The sequence below is a fragment of the Bacillus sp. 95MFCvi2.1 genome (assembly GCF_000374965.1).
Lineage (GTDB): Bacteria > Bacillota > Bacilli > Bacillales > Bacillaceae_G > Bacillus_A > Bacillus_A pseudomycoides.
On the sequence record NZ_KB895698.1, the window covers coordinates 154883 to 175587 of the forward strand.

General features: G+C 35.1%; 20 protein-coding genes. 10 read left to right on the forward strand and 10 right to left on the reverse strand.

All coding sequences use genetic code 11. From position 1 onward, the window contains the following. Positions 1-40: 40 nt before the first annotated feature. Positions 41-343 carry a hypothetical protein gene (locus C568_RS0114555; protein ID WP_003195160.1) on the reverse strand — a complete coding sequence of 101 codons (303 nt, stop codon included), beginning with the start codon at positions 341-343 and terminating at the stop codon, positions 41-43. Positions 344-1181: 838 nt separating this feature from the next. Between C568_RS0114555 and C568_RS0114560 the strand changes: the two genes are divergently transcribed. From C568_RS0114560 to C568_RS0114580, 5 genes are all read left to right on the forward strand, one after another. Beyond that, positions 1182-2426: a 3D domain-containing protein gene (locus C568_RS0114560; RefSeq protein ID WP_018781962.1), complete on the forward strand. Its 1245-nt coding sequence runs from the start codon at positions 1182-1184 to the stop codon at positions 2424-2426. 103 nt (positions 2427-2529) lie between these two features. Beyond that, complete coding sequence (locus C568_RS0114565; RefSeq protein ID WP_078211672.1) at positions 2530-2757, forward strand: helix-turn-helix transcriptional regulator; 228 nt, start codon at positions 2530-2532, stop codon at positions 2755-2757. After that, positions 2750-3223, forward strand: coding sequence for a hypothetical protein (locus tag C568_RS0114570; protein WP_018765544.1), 474 nt, complete (start codon positions 2750-2752; stop codon positions 3221-3223). The genes C568_RS0114565 and C568_RS0114570 overlap by 8 nt, the downstream gene beginning before the upstream one ends. A gap of 134 nt (positions 3224-3357) precedes the next feature. Next, positions 3358-4794 carry a choice-of-anchor I domain-containing protein gene (locus C568_RS0114575; RefSeq protein ID WP_018781963.1) on the forward strand — a complete coding sequence of 479 codons (1437 nt, stop codon included), beginning with the start codon at positions 3358-3360 and terminating at the stop codon, positions 4792-4794. Positions 4795-4889: 95 nt separating this feature from the next. After that, on the forward strand, positions 4890-5522 hold the full coding sequence (locus tag C568_RS0114580; protein ID WP_018781964.1) for a class A sortase: 633 nt from the start codon (positions 4890-4892) through the stop codon (positions 5520-5522). A 22-nt stretch (positions 5523-5544) separates the two neighbouring features. On the opposite strand, the gene C568_RS0114585 is transcribed toward C568_RS0114580, so the two are convergent. After that, positions 5545-6930 (reverse strand): peptide MFS transporter, encoded by a 1386-nt coding sequence (locus C568_RS0114585; protein WP_018781965.1) that lies wholly within the window; start codon positions 6928-6930, stop codon positions 5545-5547. A gap of 577 nt (positions 6931-7507) precedes the next feature. Between C568_RS0114585 and brnQ1 the strand changes: the two genes are divergently transcribed. Next, complete coding sequence (gene brnQ1, locus C568_RS0114590; RefSeq protein WP_442852864.1) at positions 7508-8809, forward strand: branched-chain amino acid transport system II carrier protein BrnQ1; 1302 nt, start codon at positions 7508-7510, stop codon at positions 8807-8809. A gap of 41 nt (positions 8810-8850) precedes the next feature. Here the strand turns inward: brnQ1 and C568_RS0114595 are convergent, their stop codons facing one another. Next, positions 8851-9399: a DUF3916 domain-containing protein gene (locus C568_RS0114595; protein WP_018781967.1), complete on the reverse strand. Its 549-nt coding sequence runs from the start codon at positions 9397-9399 to the stop codon at positions 8851-8853. Between the two features lie 214 nt (positions 9400-9613). Between C568_RS0114595 and C568_RS0114600 the strand changes: the two genes are divergently transcribed. Then, positions 9614-11335, forward strand: a complete 1722-nt coding sequence (locus C568_RS0114600) for a DUF2339 domain-containing protein (protein WP_018781968.1) — start codon at positions 9614-9616, stop codon at positions 11333-11335. 34 nt (positions 11336-11369) lie between these two features. Here the strand turns inward: C568_RS0114600 and C568_RS0114605 are convergent, their stop codons facing one another. Further along, positions 11370-12923 (reverse strand): DNA-binding protein, encoded by a 1554-nt coding sequence (locus tag C568_RS0114605; protein WP_018781969.1) that lies wholly within the window; start codon positions 12921-12923, stop codon positions 11370-11372. Between the two features lie 182 nt (positions 12924-13105). After that, complete coding sequence (locus C568_RS0114610; RefSeq protein WP_018781970.1) at positions 13106-14497, reverse strand: amino acid permease; 1392 nt, start codon at positions 14495-14497, stop codon at positions 13106-13108. A gap of 273 nt (positions 14498-14770) precedes the next feature. On the opposite strand from C568_RS0114610, the gene C568_RS0114615 reads away from it, so the two are divergent. The 3 genes from C568_RS0114615 to C568_RS0114625 all read left to right on the forward strand — a co-directional run bounded on the left by C568_RS0114615 (position 14771) and on the right by C568_RS0114625 (position 16796). Beyond that, a complete protein-coding gene (locus tag C568_RS0114615; RefSeq protein WP_018781971.1) occupies positions 14771-16063 on the forward strand; it encodes an NCS2 family permease in 1293 nt (430 codons plus the stop codon). A gap of 175 nt (positions 16064-16238) precedes the next feature. Beyond that, positions 16239-16439: a helix-turn-helix transcriptional regulator gene (locus tag C568_RS0114620; protein WP_016113146.1), complete on the forward strand. Its 201-nt coding sequence runs from the start codon at positions 16239-16241 to the stop codon at positions 16437-16439. A gap of 9 nt (positions 16440-16448) precedes the next feature. Beyond that, positions 16449-16796 (forward strand): hypothetical protein, encoded by a 348-nt coding sequence (locus C568_RS0114625; RefSeq protein WP_018781972.1) that lies wholly within the window; start codon positions 16449-16451, stop codon positions 16794-16796. Positions 16797-16865: 69 nt separating this feature from the next. On the opposite strand, the gene C568_RS0114630 is transcribed toward C568_RS0114625, so the two are convergent. The 5 genes from C568_RS0114630 to qoxC all read right to left on the reverse strand — a co-directional run bounded on the left by C568_RS0114630 (position 16866) and on the right by qoxC (position 20696). After that, positions 16866-17303 (reverse strand): GNAT family N-acetyltransferase, encoded by a 438-nt coding sequence (locus tag C568_RS0114630; protein WP_018781973.1) that lies wholly within the window; start codon positions 17301-17303, stop codon positions 16866-16868. A gap of 16 nt (positions 17304-17319) precedes the next feature. Further along, positions 17320-17553, reverse strand: a complete 234-nt coding sequence (locus C568_RS0114635; protein WP_080740155.1) for a DUF4022 family protein — start codon at positions 17551-17553, stop codon at positions 17320-17322. Between the two features lie 163 nt (positions 17554-17716). After that, positions 17717-19546 carry a monovalent cation:proton antiporter family protein gene (locus C568_RS0114640; RefSeq protein ID WP_018781974.1) on the reverse strand — a complete coding sequence of 610 codons (1830 nt, stop codon included), beginning with the start codon at positions 19544-19546 and terminating at the stop codon, positions 17717-17719. A 239-nt stretch (positions 19547-19785) separates the two neighbouring features. Continuing rightward, a complete protein-coding gene (qoxD, locus tag C568_RS0114645; protein ID WP_003195276.1) occupies positions 19786-20091 on the reverse strand; it encodes a cytochrome aa3 quinol oxidase subunit IV in 306 nt (101 codons plus the stop codon). 2 nt (positions 20092-20093) lie between these two features. Continuing rightward, the gene (qoxC, locus tag C568_RS0114650; RefSeq protein ID WP_003195274.1) at positions 20094-20696 is read right to left on the reverse strand and encodes a cytochrome aa3 quinol oxidase subunit III; all 603 of its coding nucleotides are present in this window, start codon (positions 20694-20696) and stop codon (positions 20094-20096) included. Positions 20697-20705 lie beyond the last annotated feature (9 nt).

A 20705-nucleotide genomic window follows, 5' to 3' on the forward strand; every position in this document is an offset into this window, starting at 1 on the left:
GATGAAGAAGAGCCTTACTGCAAATTTGCAGAAGGCTCTTCTAGTGTAAATATTTAACATGCGTAGCATGGGATTTTGATGAGAGAATATAGCTTTTGAATTGTTGTTTCCATGGCATCGTTGTAGTTTCCTGTTTTTGAGAAATCCACTCATGATAATCTTGTTGTGTTTTCCATAATATACGAATCATATATTCATTCCCATGCTCAGTACGTTTCATGCGAGAAAATTCTAGATTAATAAACCCATATGTACCGGAGTTTGGATAGTATTCTTGTAGAGAACGAATAATTTGTTCTTCATAGCCGAATTTAATATGAATAAGTTTTGTAACAATAAACATGATTGCACCCCTTTTGTATTTGTAGTAGTAAATTAAATTGAATATCCTGTTTCAGTCACAACATGTGCAATCCTCCTATTATGCTTACGAGGTTATGGAGGTATCTTTAACGTAGATTCATCATGTTCGTAATTCATTTTTATAATGTAGGATACATTTAATATTATACTATTCTGAAAATTTAAAGTAAATAAAAGGAAGACGACAAATTTTTTATAAAAAAGAGCGCCCTATTTAGTAGGACAACTCTTTCAGCTTTATAGGAAAATAATAGTGAGTACACCCACGATGACACAATAAAAAGAGAAATATTTTAAATTCCCTTTCGCCATCAAATGTAAGGAAAAATGAGAGTTAAACCATATAAATCTATTTCGACTTTTCAATATATAAGTTGCTGTTACGAAGAATAAAAAGTGCCCTGTACTTATTTTTTTTTCTTTTTTAGATTGGTATGGGGCAAGGGAAGAATTTGACTGCTTCTATGCATGGCTTGATGCTCTCTTCCGCCCAAAAAGAAAGGTTTTATGATGGTTTTTCAATTTGGATTTATATAATTTGTAGAAGGTTGTCATATGTTGTCAACAGACTAATTTTGTATCAGTAAGGTTTCTACAGGATTTGACAATATTTTTAATGTCGTGTAATCTTTTGTTTCTAATATACGAATTTACATTTTGTAAGATTTGTATGAAAATCAGTTGTTAAAAGTTAAGAGTTCATTACATTTTATGGGTTATTTTCATTTTTTTGTCATGAAAAATAAAGTGTATTTAATGAGTTTGTAAACAAACTGTAAAACAAATCATGTATAACTGTATGAGAAGGGAGTCGGATTATGAACTATTTTAAGCGAATCAGTAGTCTAGTATTAGCAGGAATTATTGGTCTTTCTAGTACAGTCGCTGTAAAAGCTGAGTCAAACGACGAGAAACTGGACAACATGCAACAGCAATTGCAGCAGAATAACAATGATATTCAGCAAAAAGAACAAGAGAAGCAAGCTGTTAATAAAGAAATACAAGGTATTGAAAGTGAACTACATAATTTAAATAATACAATTGTAAAAAACAAAGAGGACCAAGCTGCTATTCAAAGTAAAATCGATGAAACGCATAAGCAAATTGAACAGAAAAAGCAAGAGATTATCGTTTTAGAGGATAAAGTACTTGCTCGTAAAGATATTATGAAAAAACGTATGGTTTCTGTTCAAAATAGCTCAAATACGAGTTTAGTAGTAGAAGTTGTAGTAGAATCAAAGAATTTTGCTGATTTCTTACAACGTATGAATGCAGTATCTACAATCCTAGATGCAGATAAAGAGATTTTACGTCTGCAAGAACAAGATCTTCGTCAAATTGAAGAAGACAAAAAAGTAATTGACGAAAAAGAAGCGTCTTTAGTAGTAGACAAACAAAAATTAGCAAAAGCACAAGCGGATTTACAAGAAAACTTGAAAAAGCGTCAAGAAAACTTACAAGCTGTGCAAGCAAAATATAATCAAATTGCAAGTCAAATTAATTTAGCTGAACAAGAAAAAGCAAAAATTGAATCAAGTATGAAAGAAGTACAAGAAACAATTGCTCGTGAGCAAGAAGCTGCAAGATTAGCAGCGGAAGCTCAAGCAAAAGCAGAAGCAGAAGCAAAAGCTGCGAAAGAAGCAGAAGCAAAAGCAATAGCAGACGCGGCTAAGCAAACAGCACCAGCGCCTAAGCAAGCTGAAAGTGGAAAAACACCATCTACTCCTCAGCCAGAGCCAAAACCGGCTAAAGGTGGGCGTGAAATTTATGTATTGGCAACTGCTTATACAGCTGATCCTTCTGAAAATGGAAATAAGCCAGGTGAAACTGTAAAATCTAAATTGGGTCATAACTTAACTGCAAACCCAGGAATGAAATTAATTGCTGTAGATGATGCGGTTATTCCATTGGGATCTCGTGTATTTGTTGAAGGATACGGTGAAGCAATTGCCGGGGATACTGGCGGAGATATTAAAGGTCATAGAATTGATGTATTAATGCCAGATAAAGCTTCTTCTAGTGCTTGGGGACGCAGAACGGTTAAAGTTACAATTTTAAATTAAAATCAAATCCAACTTTACATCTGGTAAAGTTGGATTTTTTTACGAAATAAATGTTAAGTTGAGTTTACATTTTGTAAAGCTTAGCATACAATGATGGTGAGAGGTGGTAAATTTGACCATTTACAATAGAGTGAAGGAGCTAAGAGCCCGTTTTAACTTTACGCAGAGCGTATTAGCTGAAAAAGTTGGCGTAACAAGGCAAACGATTGCAGCGATTGAAAAGGGTGATTACGTTCCATCATTGTTATTAGCACTGACGATTTGTGATGTATTTGATTTAAAGATGGAGGATGTGTTTGTTTTAAATAAGGAGGGAGAAAAAAGTGAATAGAATCATTCTGTCTTATGTGGTGAATGTGTTATTTATCGGATTAGCTAGCTGGGCATTTATTGAACTCTATTATTTTGAGGTGGAATTTGCAAATATTATTCAAACAGAGAAAGTGCCATTTGAAATATCGATGAGCATCACACCGTTTTTATTGTTATTAATTGTAGCTGTTGTATCCACTATTTTTTATAAAGTTCAAAAGAAGAAATATAAGAAATTATCTTTTTGGATGTTTCCCTTGTTATTTCCACAAGATGATGAGCGGGAAGAAATCATTACAGCAAAAGCATGTCGTACGACTTTTATGGCGCTTTGGTATGTTATGCCGACTGCAGCTGCATTGCTTGTTATATATCCGATTGTAACCCCGTATATTCCTGCGTACCCATTATATGTTGTGTTTTTAATCTTCTTTATACAAATGACTGTATTCCATATTTCACTTTATCGAAATAAATTTGCTTGAAGACGTGCCACGTGCACGTCTTTTTTTGTAATAAACATTCTATTTTTTACAAAAAATTAATGTGTGTCGAAGTGAAGATTTACAAATATTTTTTATGATAGAAATTGGACGTATCGAATAAAGGGAGTGGGGAAATGAAAAAGGCGTTCTTATACGGTGGGATGATTGCAAGTGTATTATGGACAGGAAATGATGTGAGTGCAGAAACAATAGACAAGGACGCACAAAAGGTTGTGAATAAAATAGATACGTTACCAAAGGGGAGTATATCTAACCCAGCGTATCGTGGGAAAGTGGAACAGATGGTGACGGACTTTATTGGTAAAAAACATAAGGATACAAAAGTTAATCGAATCGCCTCATTTCAAATGCCAAATGGGAAGGCTGAAATTACAGCATCAACACCTGATGGGAATACACTTGTTGTTACGGAAGCAGATTTAGGACAAATTCAGATTCTATCAATTGCAGATTTAGAGAATATAAAAGTATTAGGAAATGTGAGTTTTAAAGAAATTCATTCAGAAGCAGAAGTAACGAGTGTAACGGTTACACCAGACGGAAAGTACGCATTGGCTGCTTTTCGAACTGGAGATAACTTATATTATGCAAATAAGGGACAAGTGGCGGTAGTGGATTTAGCAGCGCAGAGAGTTGTAAAGACGTATGAAGTAGGTGTAGGACCAGATTCAGTAGCGTTAACAGCAGATGGAAGAACACTTATTATTTGTAATGAAGATGAAGAAAACGATCCAAATGATGAAAATGAAGTGAATATGAAAAAAACAAAACGACCAGGAAGTATTTCTATGATTACATTTCCTGACGGTGATGTCATGCGCGGGGAACATATTGAGCTTCCAATCCATATGAGTAACATTAGTAATGGAGCAATCTATAAGCATGATCCGCAGCCGGAGTATGTAGCGATTAGCGCAAAAGGAGATAAAGCAGCTGTTACATTACAAGAAAATAATGCGGTAGCAATTGTAAATATTGTAGAAAAACGAATTGAAAATATATTTGGTCTTGGCATCACAACACATAAAGCAGATTTAAAAAAGGATGGTACCGTATCTTTTCAAGATGAGGTGACTGCACGCCTAGAACCAGATGGTGTGACATGGGATCCGTCTGGGCGATTTCTCGTTACTGCTAATGAAGGGGATCTTGGTAAAAATGAGTTTAAAGATGGCGTGAAATCAGGGGGGAGAAATATTTCTGTATGGAGTCAGGACGGATCTCTTGTGTACGATAGTATGAATCTTATTGATGAAAAAGTAGCAGCTGCTGGGTTATATCCTGATAATAGAAGTGAAAATCGCGGAAGTGAAGTAGAAAATGTGGCGACGGGTATGATAAAAGGAAATTCCATCTTAGCAGTAGCTGCTGAAAGGGCAAATGCTGTATTATTTTTCGATATGACAATTCCAATGTTCCCGGTTTATATTGGACTTGCTCCATCAGCTGGGGCAGCACCAGAAGGAATTTATAAAGTAAACGGTCGAGATTTGTTTGTAAGTGCGGATGAAGTAGATGGAGTATTAAGTTTTTATCGTATAAGTAAATAAATTTCTTTTCCTTTTCGTCTCATACTTGTACATATAGTCATCTTACTTTATCATCTTATATAGAAGTAAGATTTTGTAAAGGGAAGGAATTATGTATGAATAAGAAGAGAATATATAGTATACTAGCAGTTCTTTTATTTGTTGTAGGTGGCATTTTAATTGGTAAGCCATTTTATGACGGATATATGGCAGAGAAGAAGCAAACAGAAAATGTACAAGCTGTTCAGAAGATGGAATATCAAAAACAGGATACGAAATTTGTAGATGCATCTAAAATTGACCAACCTGATTTATCAGAGGTAGCGAATGCATCATTAGATGAAACACAAGTAATTGGTCGTATTGAGATTCCAAGTATTTCATTGAAATTACCTATTTTAAATGCTTCTACCGAGAAAAATTTATTATCAGGAGCAGCAACTGTAAAAGAGAAGCAAGAGATGGGAAAAGAAAATTATGCATTGGCAGGACATAACATGTCAAAAAAAGGTGTTTTGTTTAGCGATGTATCTTCGTTAAAAAAGAACGATAAAATCTATTTATATGATAATAAAAATGAGTATGAGTACGTTGTTACGAATGTGTCAGAAGTAACACCTGATAAATGGGAAGTAGTAGAAGGTCACGGGAAAACAGAAGTTACACTTATTACATGTGTGTCTGTATCTGATAACTCGAAGCGTTTTGTTGTTACTGGGGAGTTTGTAAAAGCGAAGAAAAAAAGCTGAGGGAGTAATCCCTCAGCTTTTTTTAGTCCATCCATTTTACCAGTTTTTTAGAAAGTAGTAATAAAACACATCCTAAAACAATAGCGACTGCTCCTATAACTGTGAATACTTCTGAATATCCAAGTGAAGTTGTAAAACTAGCGAGTTGACCACCTAAAATGTTGGCGACCCCTGAACTAGCGAGCCAAACGCCCATCAGTAATGAAGCGAGTTTTACTGGTGCAAGAGAACTGACCATTGATAATCCAACAGGTGATAAGAACAATTCACCTAATGTGTGGAAAAGGTAAGTAAAGACAATAAATAGTAGGTTTGCTTGCTCTGTAATGTTGTGCTCATCACTACCTGTTTTTAATGTAGCGATAACAAGAACGATATAACCGATTCCAAGTAAAATCATACCGAGTCCCATTTTTGTTGGGATTTTTAAATCTCCACGTTTTGTTGTAGCCAGCTTAGCCCATAGTGCTGAAATAGCGGGAGCAAGCAAAATGATAAATAGTGGATTGACTGATTGGAACCAAGATGTTGGGATTTCCCATCCGAACACAGAACGATCAACAAACTTGTTTGTATATAACGTTAGCGAGCTACCAGCTTGTTCAAAACCAGCCCAAAAGAAGACGACGAAGCAAGTTAGAATAACGATAACTGCTGTATGTTGTTTTTCTTTTTTTGTGAGTGGTGTATTACCAGCTGTTTGTTTCCCTGATGCTGTTTGTAAATCTATTGTTGGTTTTTTACCGATATCACCAAGGTAGCGATTAGACAATGTTGTAAATAAAATTTGTCCAATAATCATACCGATTGAGGCAGCTAAGAATCCGTAACGGAAGCCGTAATGAACAACGCCATCTACTGTTGTTTTGAATAAATTTTCTGATAAAAATCCGCAAACGAGTGGAGCTAAAAATGAACCGACGTTAATACCCATATAGAAAATGGTAAATGCACTATCACGTTTTGGGTCGTTTTCTTCATACAGTTGTCCAACAAGTGTAGAAATATTTGGTTTGAAGAAACCATTACCAATAATAATAAGCGCGAGTCCAAGGTATAGGCCGATTTGGTTTTGCAGGGCAAATAGCGTAAGGTTACCGCTTGCCATTGTCACGCCACCTATCGTGATAGCTAAACGTCTTCCAAGAAATCGGTCAGTTAAGTATCCACCAATCATTGGAGTAAAGTAACACGCTCCAGTGTAAAAGCCATAGATAGAAAGTGCCCACCCGGGACTAAATCCAAGACCACCGCTTACTAAAGCTGTTGTTAAGTATAGTGTTAATAACCCTCGTAATCCATAGTAACTAAATCGTTCCCACATTTCTGTGAAGAAGAGTAAGTATAAACCTGGAGGATGTTTCTTGTTTCGTTGTTGTTTTTTCTCAAGTTGTATCGTTGATTCCATTTCAGTTTCCTCCTGACACAAACAAAAACAAAGTTAATAGTTTTGTATATGTAATAGTTTACTTTATTAACTATTGCATGTCAATAAAGGTTGATTTTTCAGAAGAAATTGGAAAACAGAGCGGATATAGAATGGGGATTTCTTTTGTGGTAGACTATGGACTATGTTTGTTTTAGCGTATAAGTGAAAATTGAAAAACAATGTAAAACCTTTCTTTTTAGATGGAAGAGAGCATCCGACTATGTATAGAAGCGGTTAGGGCCTTTTTTAGCCCCATGCCATGGAAAACAAAAGGAGAAAACGAGTGGAGGTCTGCTTTTGTTTTCAAAGCCGCAACTGATATGTTGGAAAATCAAAATCGAGTTATATACCTCTTTTTTTAAATGGGAGAGAGCATTTGTTCATGGCTAGAAGCAGTCAGATCCTTTTCCTGTCTCATACTAAGTGAAGACAAAGAGAGAAGATGAGTGCGAATCATCTTTTGTTAGGCGTAGCCGCAATTTATATGTGGAACAAACAAAATGTATATAGGATGAAAAGGATTCCACTTTATATGAAAGTAACGAAGGAGAAAGAAATGAAATCATTACAGAAAAAAGAAATTTTACTTATGAGTCTGATGTTATTTTCCATGTTTTTTGGAGCTGGAAATCTTATTTTTCCACCTTTCCTTGGATATGAAGCGGGGAATCATGTATGGATTGCATTGTTGGGCTTTATCATATCAGCAACTGGACTTCCGATATTAGGTGTAATAGCAATCGCTAAGGCCGGAAGTTTCCAAGGACTAGCAAATCGTGTACATTCCTCTTTTGCAATTATTTTTCCTTGTTTAATTTATTTGTTTATCGGTCCTGGGCTTGGTATACCACGTGCAGGAAGTTTAGCTTTTGAAATGGGACCAGGTCAATTATTTCCTGATTCCGGTAGTGTGTTGCTACTTATCTATACAGTCATCTTTTTTAGCATTGTATATTGGCTAAGTTTATCACCATCAAAATTGATGGGGCTGTTTGGGAAACTATTAACACCTTTATTGTTATGTATGATTGCCCTTATTTTTATAAAGAGTATGATTACACCAGTAGGAGATGTTCAAGTACCAGTGGGGAACTATGGAAATACTCCGGTATTTCAAGGGTTTTTAGATGGGTATTTAACGATGGATGCTTTAGCAGCGTTAATCTTTGGAATTGTTGTGGCAAATGCTTTACGTGTAAAAGGAGTACAAGATGAAAAAGACATAGCAAAATACATGAGTATGGCAGGTATCGGTGCTGGTCTATTATTATCTCTTATTTACGTTATTCTCGGATATGTCGGATCAATAAGTGGCTCACTTGGAAAATTTGATAATGGTGCACAAGTATTAGCTCATGTGATGACTGCATTATTTGGACAGAGCGGTATGATATTATTAGGAATTATTTTTACAGTTGCTTGTTTGTGTGTATCGATTGGACTTGTTACATCTTGTAGTCAGTTTTTTACAGAAGTATTTCCAAGAGTCTCTTATAAAGTGTGGGCTTTTGTTTTAAGTGTTGTTAGTATGATTCTTGCTAATTTAGGATTAACACAAATTTTAAAAGTATCAGTCCCTATTCTTGGGTTTATTTATCCGATTGCTTTAACACTTATTATTTTAGGACTATGTCATAAGTATATCGGTAAGTATACGTATATATATCCAGCGACTATTGGAATAGTAGCGGCGTTTAGTGGAATAGATATTTTAAATCGTAATGTGTTACTTTCAAAATGGACACCTATATTAGAAAACATTCCTTTATATACAGAAGGAGTAGGATGGGTTATTCCAGCGATTGTAGGTGGCTGTTTAGGAATGATTGTAAGTGCTTGTATGAATAAAAAGGATTAAAAGAAAAAGGTGTTTTCTATACTGGAAAACGCCTTTTTTGTTTAATCTAATTCGCCAATAAACCATATTTCTTTGTCATTGTAATCAGAATCAGTAAAAATTTCTGTATATCCTTTTACTTGTAATTCTTTAGGTATATGTAAGCCAAATTCTTTTTCGATATTGCGTTCTTGTGGTAATGAAACCCACTGTGGCCCGTCCATATATCTACCTAGAAAGCCTTCAAAAAATCGTTCTATCCCTTGTTCACTACATACAATTAAAATATTAGAAGTTTGTAAGGTAGGAAAAGAGACACCAAAATAAATACGATACTCTTTTTCAACTGTAGTTTTTAGATGGATTAAATGCTCTACCCGATTGATTGCTGTCTGTAAATAAAATCGTTTAATCGAGTTCGATTTACGTTTTGAATTCATATAAGAAGGATTGAAGGGAAGATGAATAGACCAGCAACCTAAAGCAGACTGTTCGTTAGCATTTGGTAGAGAGCTTGTATGCATAGTAGTATATTTCAAGAAATTTCGGAATGCGCGCCTTAGACCACGGGTTTTCTTTTTTGAGTTATTGTTCCAAATTGATTGTTCCAAAGCAACACCTCATAAGCAATATTTTTTATTTTTCTAGTTACGCTGAAAAGAAGAAGGAGAAATGCTATTTATTACTATAATGGCAGAAACTAGGAAATGTTAGAGAAATTTCTCTTAAAAAATGAATAAGCTAATAGTATGATGTAAGTAATGGGTAATTTCACCAATTATATGTATAGTACCATTTTAGCAGCATGATTAGAGGGGGGAGAGAATGAAACAGGATTTAAACAAAAAAATAGAAGCTCTAGAAACAGCGATTGATACAATCCAAGAGGCGCTCTATGAATTAAAGGCACAGCAAAGGGAAATAGAAGTAGAAAAAGTTCAACAGGAGAGAGAGCAGAAGAAACAAGAAACTAGTATCCCTGCACCAAATGTGAGAAAAGAAGAAATTGTCGTTAGTGAAGAAAGAGTGAAAGAACCAGAAGTAAAACAAGTAGATATTTCTGCATTTAAGCCTGAACCGTTTGATATTATAAAATTTTGTCAAACATGGCTGCCACGTATTTTCGTTGCTATTATGCTACTTGGGGTAATTTGGCTCTTTAAAGCGGGAGTAGATGCGGGATTACTTACTCCAGCAATTCGTATTGTATTTGGCGTAGTATTATCAGTTGGTTTGTACTATGTAGGTAATCTGCAAATAAAACAGGAACGTCAAGCTTTAGGGTTAGTATTAGCTGGGGGGAGTATTACAGGTATTGTTTTAACGACATTCGCTGCACATTATTTGTATCATTTCTTTCCGGCAACCATTGCATTTATATTAAATATTATTTGGATTATACTTGGCATCTATCTAGCTAAGCGATATCAATCAGAGTATCTCGCTATATTTGTATCTGTAGGTGCCTTTTTTGTACCGTTCTTATTAAATAGTACAACACCTAATTCTTACATTTTCTTTGGATATGAAGCAATATTAACGATTAGTTTATTATGGTATGCGTATAAGAACCGTTATCAATATTTATATATGGTGTCTTATTGTGTTTCTGTACTTGTAACATTTGTCTTCTTTGTCATTATGACAGTGTTACTAGGAAATTTAAATGTACAATTAACAGTTGTGTATGGATTCATTCATATTATACTTTTTTGGCATATGTTTATGAACCGAAGTTTTATTTATCAACCTAGAATGGCGTTGTTTAGTGCGAATGCAATCTTCTTTATTATGGCAATTGTAAAAATTCCAGACTTTACAACATGGGGATTATTGATTAGTACAATTGTGCACGCTGTAATGTTTGTAGCTGAATATACGAAAAATAAAAAATCATTATTTACGGATCTTTTATTTGGATTTGCAATGGGATCGTTTAGTTTAGCGATTTTATATGAGTTCAGCTTAGTAAATGGATCGATCGTCTTAATGTTGCAAGGATTTTTAGGTGTTGTTACTTCTGTTAAATTGAAACAAGAAATTAAGTTTTATATAAGCGCTGTTATTTATGCGATTGGTATGCTTCAAACGCTCGTTAGTCCATTTGAAGCATTTATGTCAGCTGCTTTTGTAGCTCACTTCATTTTGCTTGTAACATTTTATTATGGCATGATGAGAGTGAAACCAATGTTACAACATTTTGGAAAACATGTGTATTCGATTACACTGTACGGCTTTATGGTACTTGTATTTATTACAATTACTAGAATAGGAGAGGTTCTTTCAACAAGCGGAAGTATCATTAGTGTACCTGTCTCTCTTTTATGGATGATATATGCTTTAGTTTCAGTTTGGTTTGGGCGTAATAGAAGAATGAATGAAATACTGTATGCGGGGCTAGTGGTGTTAGTTGTGACAGTGAGTAAGTTATTCTTCTTAGATTTACCAGAAGTATCAATGATGATTCGTGCAGTATTATTCTTACTTATTGGTGGACTAGGAATTGTTATTTCTAGAATGTTTTTCTCAAAAGAAAAAGATGAGTAGTAAAAAAGCAATCCATTTAGGATTGCTTTTTTTATTATTTATTATTAATAGTGACAGCTTCATTATATTTTGTCGTTGTATTTTGACGAAGACGCAAAGTGGCTTGTCCAGTTGTATTTGGTGCGAGTTGTACATTTACTACTTTTTCAGCAAAACCTAGACTGTTTGTTATGAAAGAGAATGCATTACTATATCCCAAGTTAGAAGGCCAAGTACCATTTTCATTTTGGATTTTCGCAACTTGTGATCCTCCAGTTGTGAAAATTCCTAGAGAATAATTACTATATGTTGTATTTGGTAATAAGTTATTTAATTGAATTTTCACTTGGAATACTTCATTGTTTGGCAGGATACTAGGATGCGTAACTACGTAATTATTTACAGGTGTAGTTACTGTACTGCTATATCCATATGAACCTGGCTTAAATGTATTTGTATTGAACCATTTATATCCTTGATTTGGGGCGCTCCAAGGTTCTGGTTGTGGCTCAGTTGATAAATTAGGTTGCTCAAATGTTTGTAAAGGTGTTGGGTTATCAAGTTGTAAGCCATTTACTTGATCTAAACTTGTATAGGTTTCTTGTTTAGATAACCAATTAACGATATTTTCCAATAAGATAGCGTCATTTTCTTCTTTATACCCATCATATGTTTTTTTTGCTTGTCCTGTATCTTCACGAACATATTTTGGTGAGGCATCCTCAACAGGAGAAGAATCGCCGATAAATGCTGCTTTTCCAAGACCAACTTTAGCAATAGCAGCAAAAGGACCTTCTGCAATACCGCCACCATTATAAACACCACTATCAACAGCGTTATTCCATTTTGATGGGTTTTCTGGAAGGTACACGATTCCTTTTGCTAATTTAGTGTTTGTAATGGCAAGTGTAGAACCAGCATGCATAGCTACTGATGAAACACCTTTCGTAATACCAAAGGATTGTTCAGGTGATACAATATTTTTGGCAGAAACATCTCCAAGCGCATTATAGCGAAAGCGAATACCAAAGTTTTGAGATAACCAATCGGAGCTTTCCACTCCTTGCATTGCTGGCGAGTTTGCTTCTTCACTAGACATACCTTTTGCAGGGTTGTCCCATGCACCACGTCTGTATCCATTAAATACCTCTGAAGAATCCCAGCGATTCTTATTTCGGTCTGCATTATAATGATCTGCGATAAAGAAAATACTACCACCATTTTTAACATACTGTAACATAGCATCTTGTTCAGATTTTTTATAAGGAATATTTGCTTCAGGAACAATAAACACATTATAATCTTTTAAATTTTCATATGTAATAGGTGTAGATTGGCGAAGCTCTTTTACAAAATATCCATTTTTAGAAATACCATTTCCAAAATCGGAAAAACCACCATCAATGACCCAATCAGCTGTACCTGCTGTTTGCCCATGTGTATTATCAAATAATACTTTCTTCCCATTGTTTTGATTTACAACTTTTGCAGCAATTTCAGGTGCTGGATCTGTAGAACTTTCAGCGAAAGCAGGTGGAATATAAGTGCTTCCGATACTGAGTGTAATTGCTGTTGCTAAAGAAAGTTTAAGCCATTTTTTGTTCTTCATAGAAGAATCCCCCTAATAATAAATATATGTCCCTTAATAATGTAATGGATTTTTTTATGAAAATAAAGATGGAAAATGTAAAATATACAAAAAATTTGTAAAAATAACATGAATTTTGTTGATAAATATTTGTGTGAAAAATAAGAAAACCCCTTCCTAGCTATCAGGAAGGGGTAACATATTTAACTGATTTTTGAATTTTCTACAGCATCTATCTTATGAAATCCTTTTAAGTAATATACAACTACCAATGCAATTAACCAAATTGGACCAACAATTAATGCAATTCGTGTATCCTCTGAATAAGCCATAATTCCTAATACTAATGTAAGGAAACCGAGTGAAAAATAAGAACTTAATGGATACAAAGGCATTTTATACGTTAAATTTTGCTTAGTTTGTGCTGGTAATCCTTTTCGGAATCGGATTTGGGTAACTAATATGATCCCCCATGTCCAAATTGCGCCGAACGTTGAAATACTAGTAAGCCATGTAAATACTTTTGCAGGAACAAGATAGTTTAAAATAACACCAGCTAGTAGGACGAAAGAAGTTGCTAAAATTCCTTTACTTGGAATCCCATTTTTATTCAAACGGCCGAACTTTTCAGGTGCCTTTTTTTGTTGCGCCAATGTAAATAACATACGTCCCGTACTAAATAGACCACCGTTACAAGAAGAAAGAGCCGCTGTTAAGACGACAAAGTTAATAATCCCTGCTGCTTTTGCTATACCAATTTGTTGGAATGTTAATACAAATGGACTTCCTTTATCGCCAAGTTCATTCCATGGATAAATTGCCATCATAACAAATAAGGCTCCAACGTAGAACAGTAAAATACGCCAAAATACGTTATCAATTGCTTTTGCGAGTGTTTTCTTTGGATTTTGCGCTTCACCAGCTGTGACACCGATGAGCTCGACTCCTAGATAAGCGAATAAAACCATTTGTAAGGAAAGAAGTAACCCAGAAAAACCATTTGGAAACCATCCGCCGTGTGACCAAAGATTTGAAATACCAGTGGCGATACCATCATTTCCAAATCCAAATAAAATAATTCCTGTACCAATCACAATCATACTGATAATTGTGACAATTTTAATTAAAGCAAACCAAAATTCAAGTTCCCCGAATACTTTTACAGATAAAAAGTTAAATGCACTCATTAATACGAGAGCCATTAATGCCCAAATCCAGCGCGGGATATCCGGGAACCAAAACTCCATATAAATACCAGCGGCAGTGATTTCTGCCATACAAGTAACAACCCATAAAAACCAGTAGTTCCAACCAGTGATATAACCTGCTAACGGTCCTAAATAATCATGTGCATATTTGCTAAAAGAACCAGCAACAGGCTGTTCAATTGCCATTTCCCCAAGAGCGCGCATAATGAAGAAGATAACGAGTCCAGCAATCATATAGGCTAACAGAATAGAAGGGCCAGCTAATTTAATAGCGGAAGCAGATCCTAAAAATAGTCCTACGCCAATAGCGGATCCAAGAGACATCAACGTGATGTGTCGTTGTTTTAGACCGCGGTTTAAATTTCCTGATTTGTTTGTGTGCTGCATAAAAAGCCTCCTTATAGGATGAAAAAGTTTGAATGCGTTTGCATAAAAGTGAAACTATTTTAAATTATAAAACATTTCTTTCTGTTATGCTACAAAAATTGTCGGTGTATGCTGTACTATATCTATATTTGTCAGACCTAAACTTAAAATTCAAACTATTATTGAATACATTGACTCTTCTTTTTATTGATTGGTAAGATTAAGTATTACATTTTCTCGTATAATAATAAGAATGTGTGATAATAATTCATTGTGTAGGAAGGGTACTTAAGCATGTTTCAATTACAAAAGTATAACACTTCTGTGAAGCAAGAGATTTTAGCTGGCATCACAACGTTTTTTACATTTGCGTACATTCTTGTCATCAATCCGAAAATATTATCTGATGCAGGTGTACCTTTTGATCAAGCATTTACGGCAACCATTATTGCGACAGTTGTCGGAACATTATGTATGGCGTTTTTTGCAAATTATCCAATCGTCATTGCTCCAGCCATGGGGATGAATGCATACTTTGCTTATTCTGTTGTACAAAAAGCAGAAGGCATTACATATGTTATTGCGTTTTCAGCAGTATTTGTAACAGGTATTATTTTTCTTTTACTATCTTTCACATCATTTCGTCAAAAGCTTATTGTAGCAATTCCAGATAGTTTAAAACAGGCTATTGCAGGTGGAATTGGGTTATTTATTGCTTTCATTGGTCTTCGTTTATCTGGGATTATCGTTGATCATCCATCTAATTTAGTTACAATTGGAGATTTTCATTCACCAGCTGTTATTTTAACACTAATTGGTTTAGTGTTAGCAGCAGTGTTAATGGCATTACGTGTGAGTGGTGCACTATTTATTAGTATGATTGTGACGGGCATCATTGCCTTTTTTACAGGTCAACTTAAGTTTGAGGATAAAATTGCAGCTATCCCTCACTTACCAAAGGGGATCATTGTTTCAAATCCGATGACTGCGTTATCTGATGTGATTGAATATGGATTATACGGAGTTGTGTTTTCATTTTTACTTGTACTGTTATTTGATACAACAGGTGCCTTGCTTGGTTTAATTAAACAAGCTGGTTTAAGTACAGATAACACTGAAAAACGTTTCGGTAAAGCATTTATTGCTGATGCAATCGGTGGTACAACGGGAGCAGTATTCGGGACAAGTCCGACAGCAGCAACGATTGAATCATCAGCGGGAATTGCAGCAGGTGGTAAAACAGGATTAACAAGTATTGTAGTAATCTGCTTAACGATAGTTACTGCATTTTTCAGTCCTGTTATTGCCTCTTTATCAAGTGTAGCAGCAATTACTGCTCCATCATTAATCATTGTAGGAAGTCTAATGGCACAAAGTATTCGCGATATTAACTGGAATGAATTTGAAGATGCATTACCGGCGTTTTTAATTTTCGTAGGGATTCCCTTAACATCTAGTATTGCGAATGGAATTGCACTTGGGTTTTTAATCTATCCTATCTTAAAGATTGTGAAAGGGAAAGGGATGGAAGTTCATCCGCTTCTTTATTTCTTTGCGATTTTGTTTGGATGTCATTTATTTTTATAATGAGATAGAAAAAGGTACTCCTCATAGGTAGTACCTTTTTTCGTGTATAATAAGGTAAAACTTTTATTCGTAGAAATGGATAATTCGTTACGAAGAGAGAAATTGCATTTCAATAATAATGTAATTTAATAATGGAATATATAAGTTACAATTAATAGTGAAGGAGGGGCATGGATTGGCTGTAAGTAAAATAAAGGTCGCTCGTGTTCAGTTAGATTTAACACAACAACAATTAGCAGAAAAAGTAGGAGTTACACGGCAAACGATTAGTTTAATTGAAAAAGGAAAATATAATCCTTCTTTAGATTTGTGTTTAAAAATTTGTTATGCCGTAAATCAAACGTTAAATGATTTATTTTGGGAGGATAAGGAGTGAAGGATATCGATGAGGATCGTGAAAGATGAACGCTTAATGATTCAAGGACTAAAACATACTAGAATAGCATTTGTTTTACAAAACCTTGTGATATTAGGTATGTTTTTTTACCGTTATGTCATAAAAGGAGTGGGATATGAAGGCGGAGAACCGGTGAAACGAAGCTATTTTTTCAAATTGTTATTGCTCCCTATTACACTTGCAATTGTAATTATGGGAATTAATATGATTGTAACACCAAATGCTTCTTTAAAGGGCACAGGACTAATTGGTCTTGTTATATTTATTTGTTTCTTGGTACCATCGTTATATGCTTACAATTATAGAAGAACAAGACGATCTGAAGAGGATGAATGAGACATAGAAAATATGAAAAATCCCCCACCTACCTCAAGCTCGTGTAGAGGTAGGGAGGGGTAGTTCAATTCATAATGTTTTATACATTAATTTATGAAGTCCAATTGGATGTATATCGAATATTTCACCATGCTCAAGGAATCCTAATCGTTTGTAGTAATCTGTAACGGTAATACGAGCATTACACCATAATATCTCTGCTTGACGCTCTTTTAAGATTACTTCAGCTTGTTGGATTAATGAGCTACCGGCATGTTGTTTCCGAAAGGTAGGTACTGTAGCCATGCCTCGTAAACGATAGTGATGGTTACCCTGTAAGGAAGGGGGGATTTCATGAGAGAACGAAGCAATGCTAATGAGTTTATCATTTAAGAAGGCACCAAGATGAAAGGAATTTGTTTCGTAATCAGATGGGTATTTACAATCTTCCAACTGTTGAGTTGGACGTAAAATTTTTTGACGTAGTTCGTATGTTTCGGAGGCGTCAATACATTTAATTGTAACCATACATAATCCACCTTTCTTATGAAGATTTTTCTATGAGTTGTAAAAAGAAATAGGCCGGCGCAACACAAAGGCCTAATATGCTACAAGTACCAATAATAAGGGAAAGAAAGAGACAAAAGTATTTCGTTCCATTTGGCTTCTTCCATCCATAGCTGCAAATTTCAATGCTAATACCGATGAGAATAATGGCTACAAGTACCTCTGCTAATAATAAAAGAGCTAAAGTTGAAATAGACATAGTGTGATTCATCCTCATAATTTATGATAGTAATATTTTACCATAAGGAAGTAAGAATCTTAAGAAAAAAGTTAAAAGTATTATGGTTTAGGGAAACAAGGAGTAATTGTTTTGTGTTATTTTTTACATGTCGATTTAAAAAGTCCCCTCTCAAATTTTGAAAGGGGACTTTTTGCTATTCTAATATGCTTTTCATTGTATCAATGTGCTCTTTTGATCCTGTTACAAGAAGTGTATCACCATTTTGTAATTTTGTATCACCGTGTGGTATTAATGCTTTGTTACCACGGTAAATTTGGATGATGAGTACGTCACCTAGGAATGGCAAGCGACGAAGCGGTAAACCGTTATATGTATTACTACGTAATTCCACTTCGCGAACCGTTTCATTCGCAGTCGTAATTAAACGAACGAGACTCGGCTTATCAATGAGTGCACGTAATAAAATGCGTGTGGAGTTAATCGTCGAGAATACAGCAATATGCTCTTGCGTTGCTTTTTCCTGTAAAAGAGGATCTTCTACACTTGCAATGACATGCTCAACGCCTAATTCTTTTGCGTGTTCTGCTAATAATAAGTTTTGCTCATCATCACTTGTTGCGACGACAACTCGATCTGCGTCGAAGGCTTTTTGTTCTTCTAATAGTTCTATTGTAATTGTATCTAGTTTTACGATTGGGAAGTCATGAGATTTTGCTTCCTCGGCATTTACTTTATTTTGACGCATCATGTATAGTGTTACATCATAGTCTTCGCGTTTTAAATCAAGTGATAATGGAAGCGTGATTCGACTTGCACCAATAATAGAAACTCTTGGTTTTGGTGTTTCCACTTTTGGAAACATCTTTTTAAATAATACAGGTGCAAAAATACATGTAATAACTGCACTCAAGATAAGTGAAGCAGACAGACTCGGACTAATAATATTTAACTTTTCACCAATTTGTGCTGCGGCAATAACTAATGAAAGTGTCGATGTTAGTAAAATGGCACTTCCTAATACGATGTTACGAGGATACCATTTTCTTAGCACGAGTGATGGCAATAGTTTTGAAATAAAGAGTCCAACAATTAAAATTGGAATCATTAACATACTAGAAGGCTCTTTAAAAATAGACCATACTTCTAAATTTACACCGACCATTACGAAGAAGATTGGAATGAAGAAACCATATCCGATGGAATCGAGTTTTTCAACCATATCTTCATTTGGTGATAATAAGGATACGAGTACACCTGCTAAAAAGGCTCCTAAAATGTTTTCTGCACCAACAGATTCAGATAATCCGACTAGTATTAAAATAAGCGCAAAAACAGCACGTGTGTCAATTTGTACACTACCAGCTTTTAGGCTTTCCAGGTATGGAATATTTTTAAAGCGTCTTGCAACAAAGTAAATTACAATACCTGCCCCAAATAGAACGAGAAGAAGCCACATGCTCTGACCGCTTTCAGAGTTTAATCCAACGAAAACAGCGAGTAAAATCATTGTAACTAAGTCCGCAATAACGGCGACTAACAAAATAATTTGACCGATTGCTGTTTTTCCTAAGTTGTTTTCTTTTAGTGTTGGGACAACAACACCTAAAGAAATCGTTGAGATAATCAATGTCATGAACATCGCGTTATCTACAAATCCAAGCCATACAAATATAAGTGATAGGGCATAGGATAAGATGAAAATAAATAAGAAGATAATGCTTGCTGCTTGGAACGTATTGGGTTCATTCGTCTTATTCTTTTTCCCTTTTTGTTTAAAGATAGAAAAATCAATTTCTAAACCGCTTAAGAACATTAAGAAGATAAATCCTAGCGTTGATAAAACTTGTAGCCACATATCTGGCTCGATAATATTAAATCCACTTTTTCCCACAAAAATTCCTGCAATAATTTCGGCAACAACGACAGGAAGTGCTTTTAGTTTAAAGCGTTGTAACAAAAGGGGAATGAAAAACGCGATTGCGACAACAATCATAAGTGATAGGACTGAGGAATGGTGTTCCACTGCGTTCTCTCCCTTCAAATAATATAGTACTCATTTTAGCCATATTATAGGAAGAAAAGCAATGCATGTGAACTCGATTCCATAAAGAAAGAGTTTTCTTAACATTTGTCATAATAAGTATAGGTTTCATGTTTATGTTTTAATTGCCGTAATGTGGATGATAAGAGAGGGGAAGAGAAAATAGTACAATAAATAAAAAAAGACTGCTGAGATTACCTCAGCAGTCTTTTTCATGTTCATTACATAGAGAAGAAAATCCAAACTGTACCAACAACCGTTACTGCAGCGATGAAAAAGTGGAATACGATTGTGATTGTTTGTATTACTCCTTCGCCTTCTGTCATGTGCATAAACATAACAAATTGCAATGCTGCTTGTGCCACAGCCATTACAAGAATGGCTGTTAAGATTGTTGAAAGTGGCAAGCTTGTATATAACGTTACATATACAGCGAGGAACGTTAATGCAAGCGATAAAATAAATCCGAAAACGTGTGACCATGGAAAACCGCTATGTGCGTTTGCTTGAGTATTGTTTTGTCCCATTATTACGCCACCATCCCATTCAAGTAAACTAGTGTGTAAATGAAGATCCAAACAACATCAAGGAAATGCCAGTATAAGCTGATAATAAATACTTTACGAGCTGTAACTGGTGTTAAACCTCGTTTTAAAATTTGGATAACAACACAAGTTGCCCAAATGATACCAGCTGTTACGTGGGCACCATGCGTTCCAAGAAGAACGAAGAATCCAGATAAGAATCCGCTTGTTTGGATTGTTGCGCCTTCTGCAACATAAGCCATAAACTCTTCAACTTCAAAGAAAAGGAAGCCTGCACCTAAAATTAATGTGAAGATGAACCATCCTAACATTGCTTTTTGGTTGTGCTTACGCATTTCATGAATTGCGATACCGCATGTAAAACTACTTGTTAAAAGTAGGAGCGTTTGAATTAAAAGGGTTTTAAGTTCAAACAGCTGAGCTGGTGTAGGGCCATCAGCCGTACGACCAGCAAGTACTAGATAAGAGGCGAAAAGTGTTGCGAACAGCACGATTTCAGCCCCAAGAAAAATCCAAAACCCTAAAATATTCAATCTGCTTTGTTCGGATTGATATTCTAGAGGTAAGCTTTTATCTAAAGCCGCCATTTCGTTTCA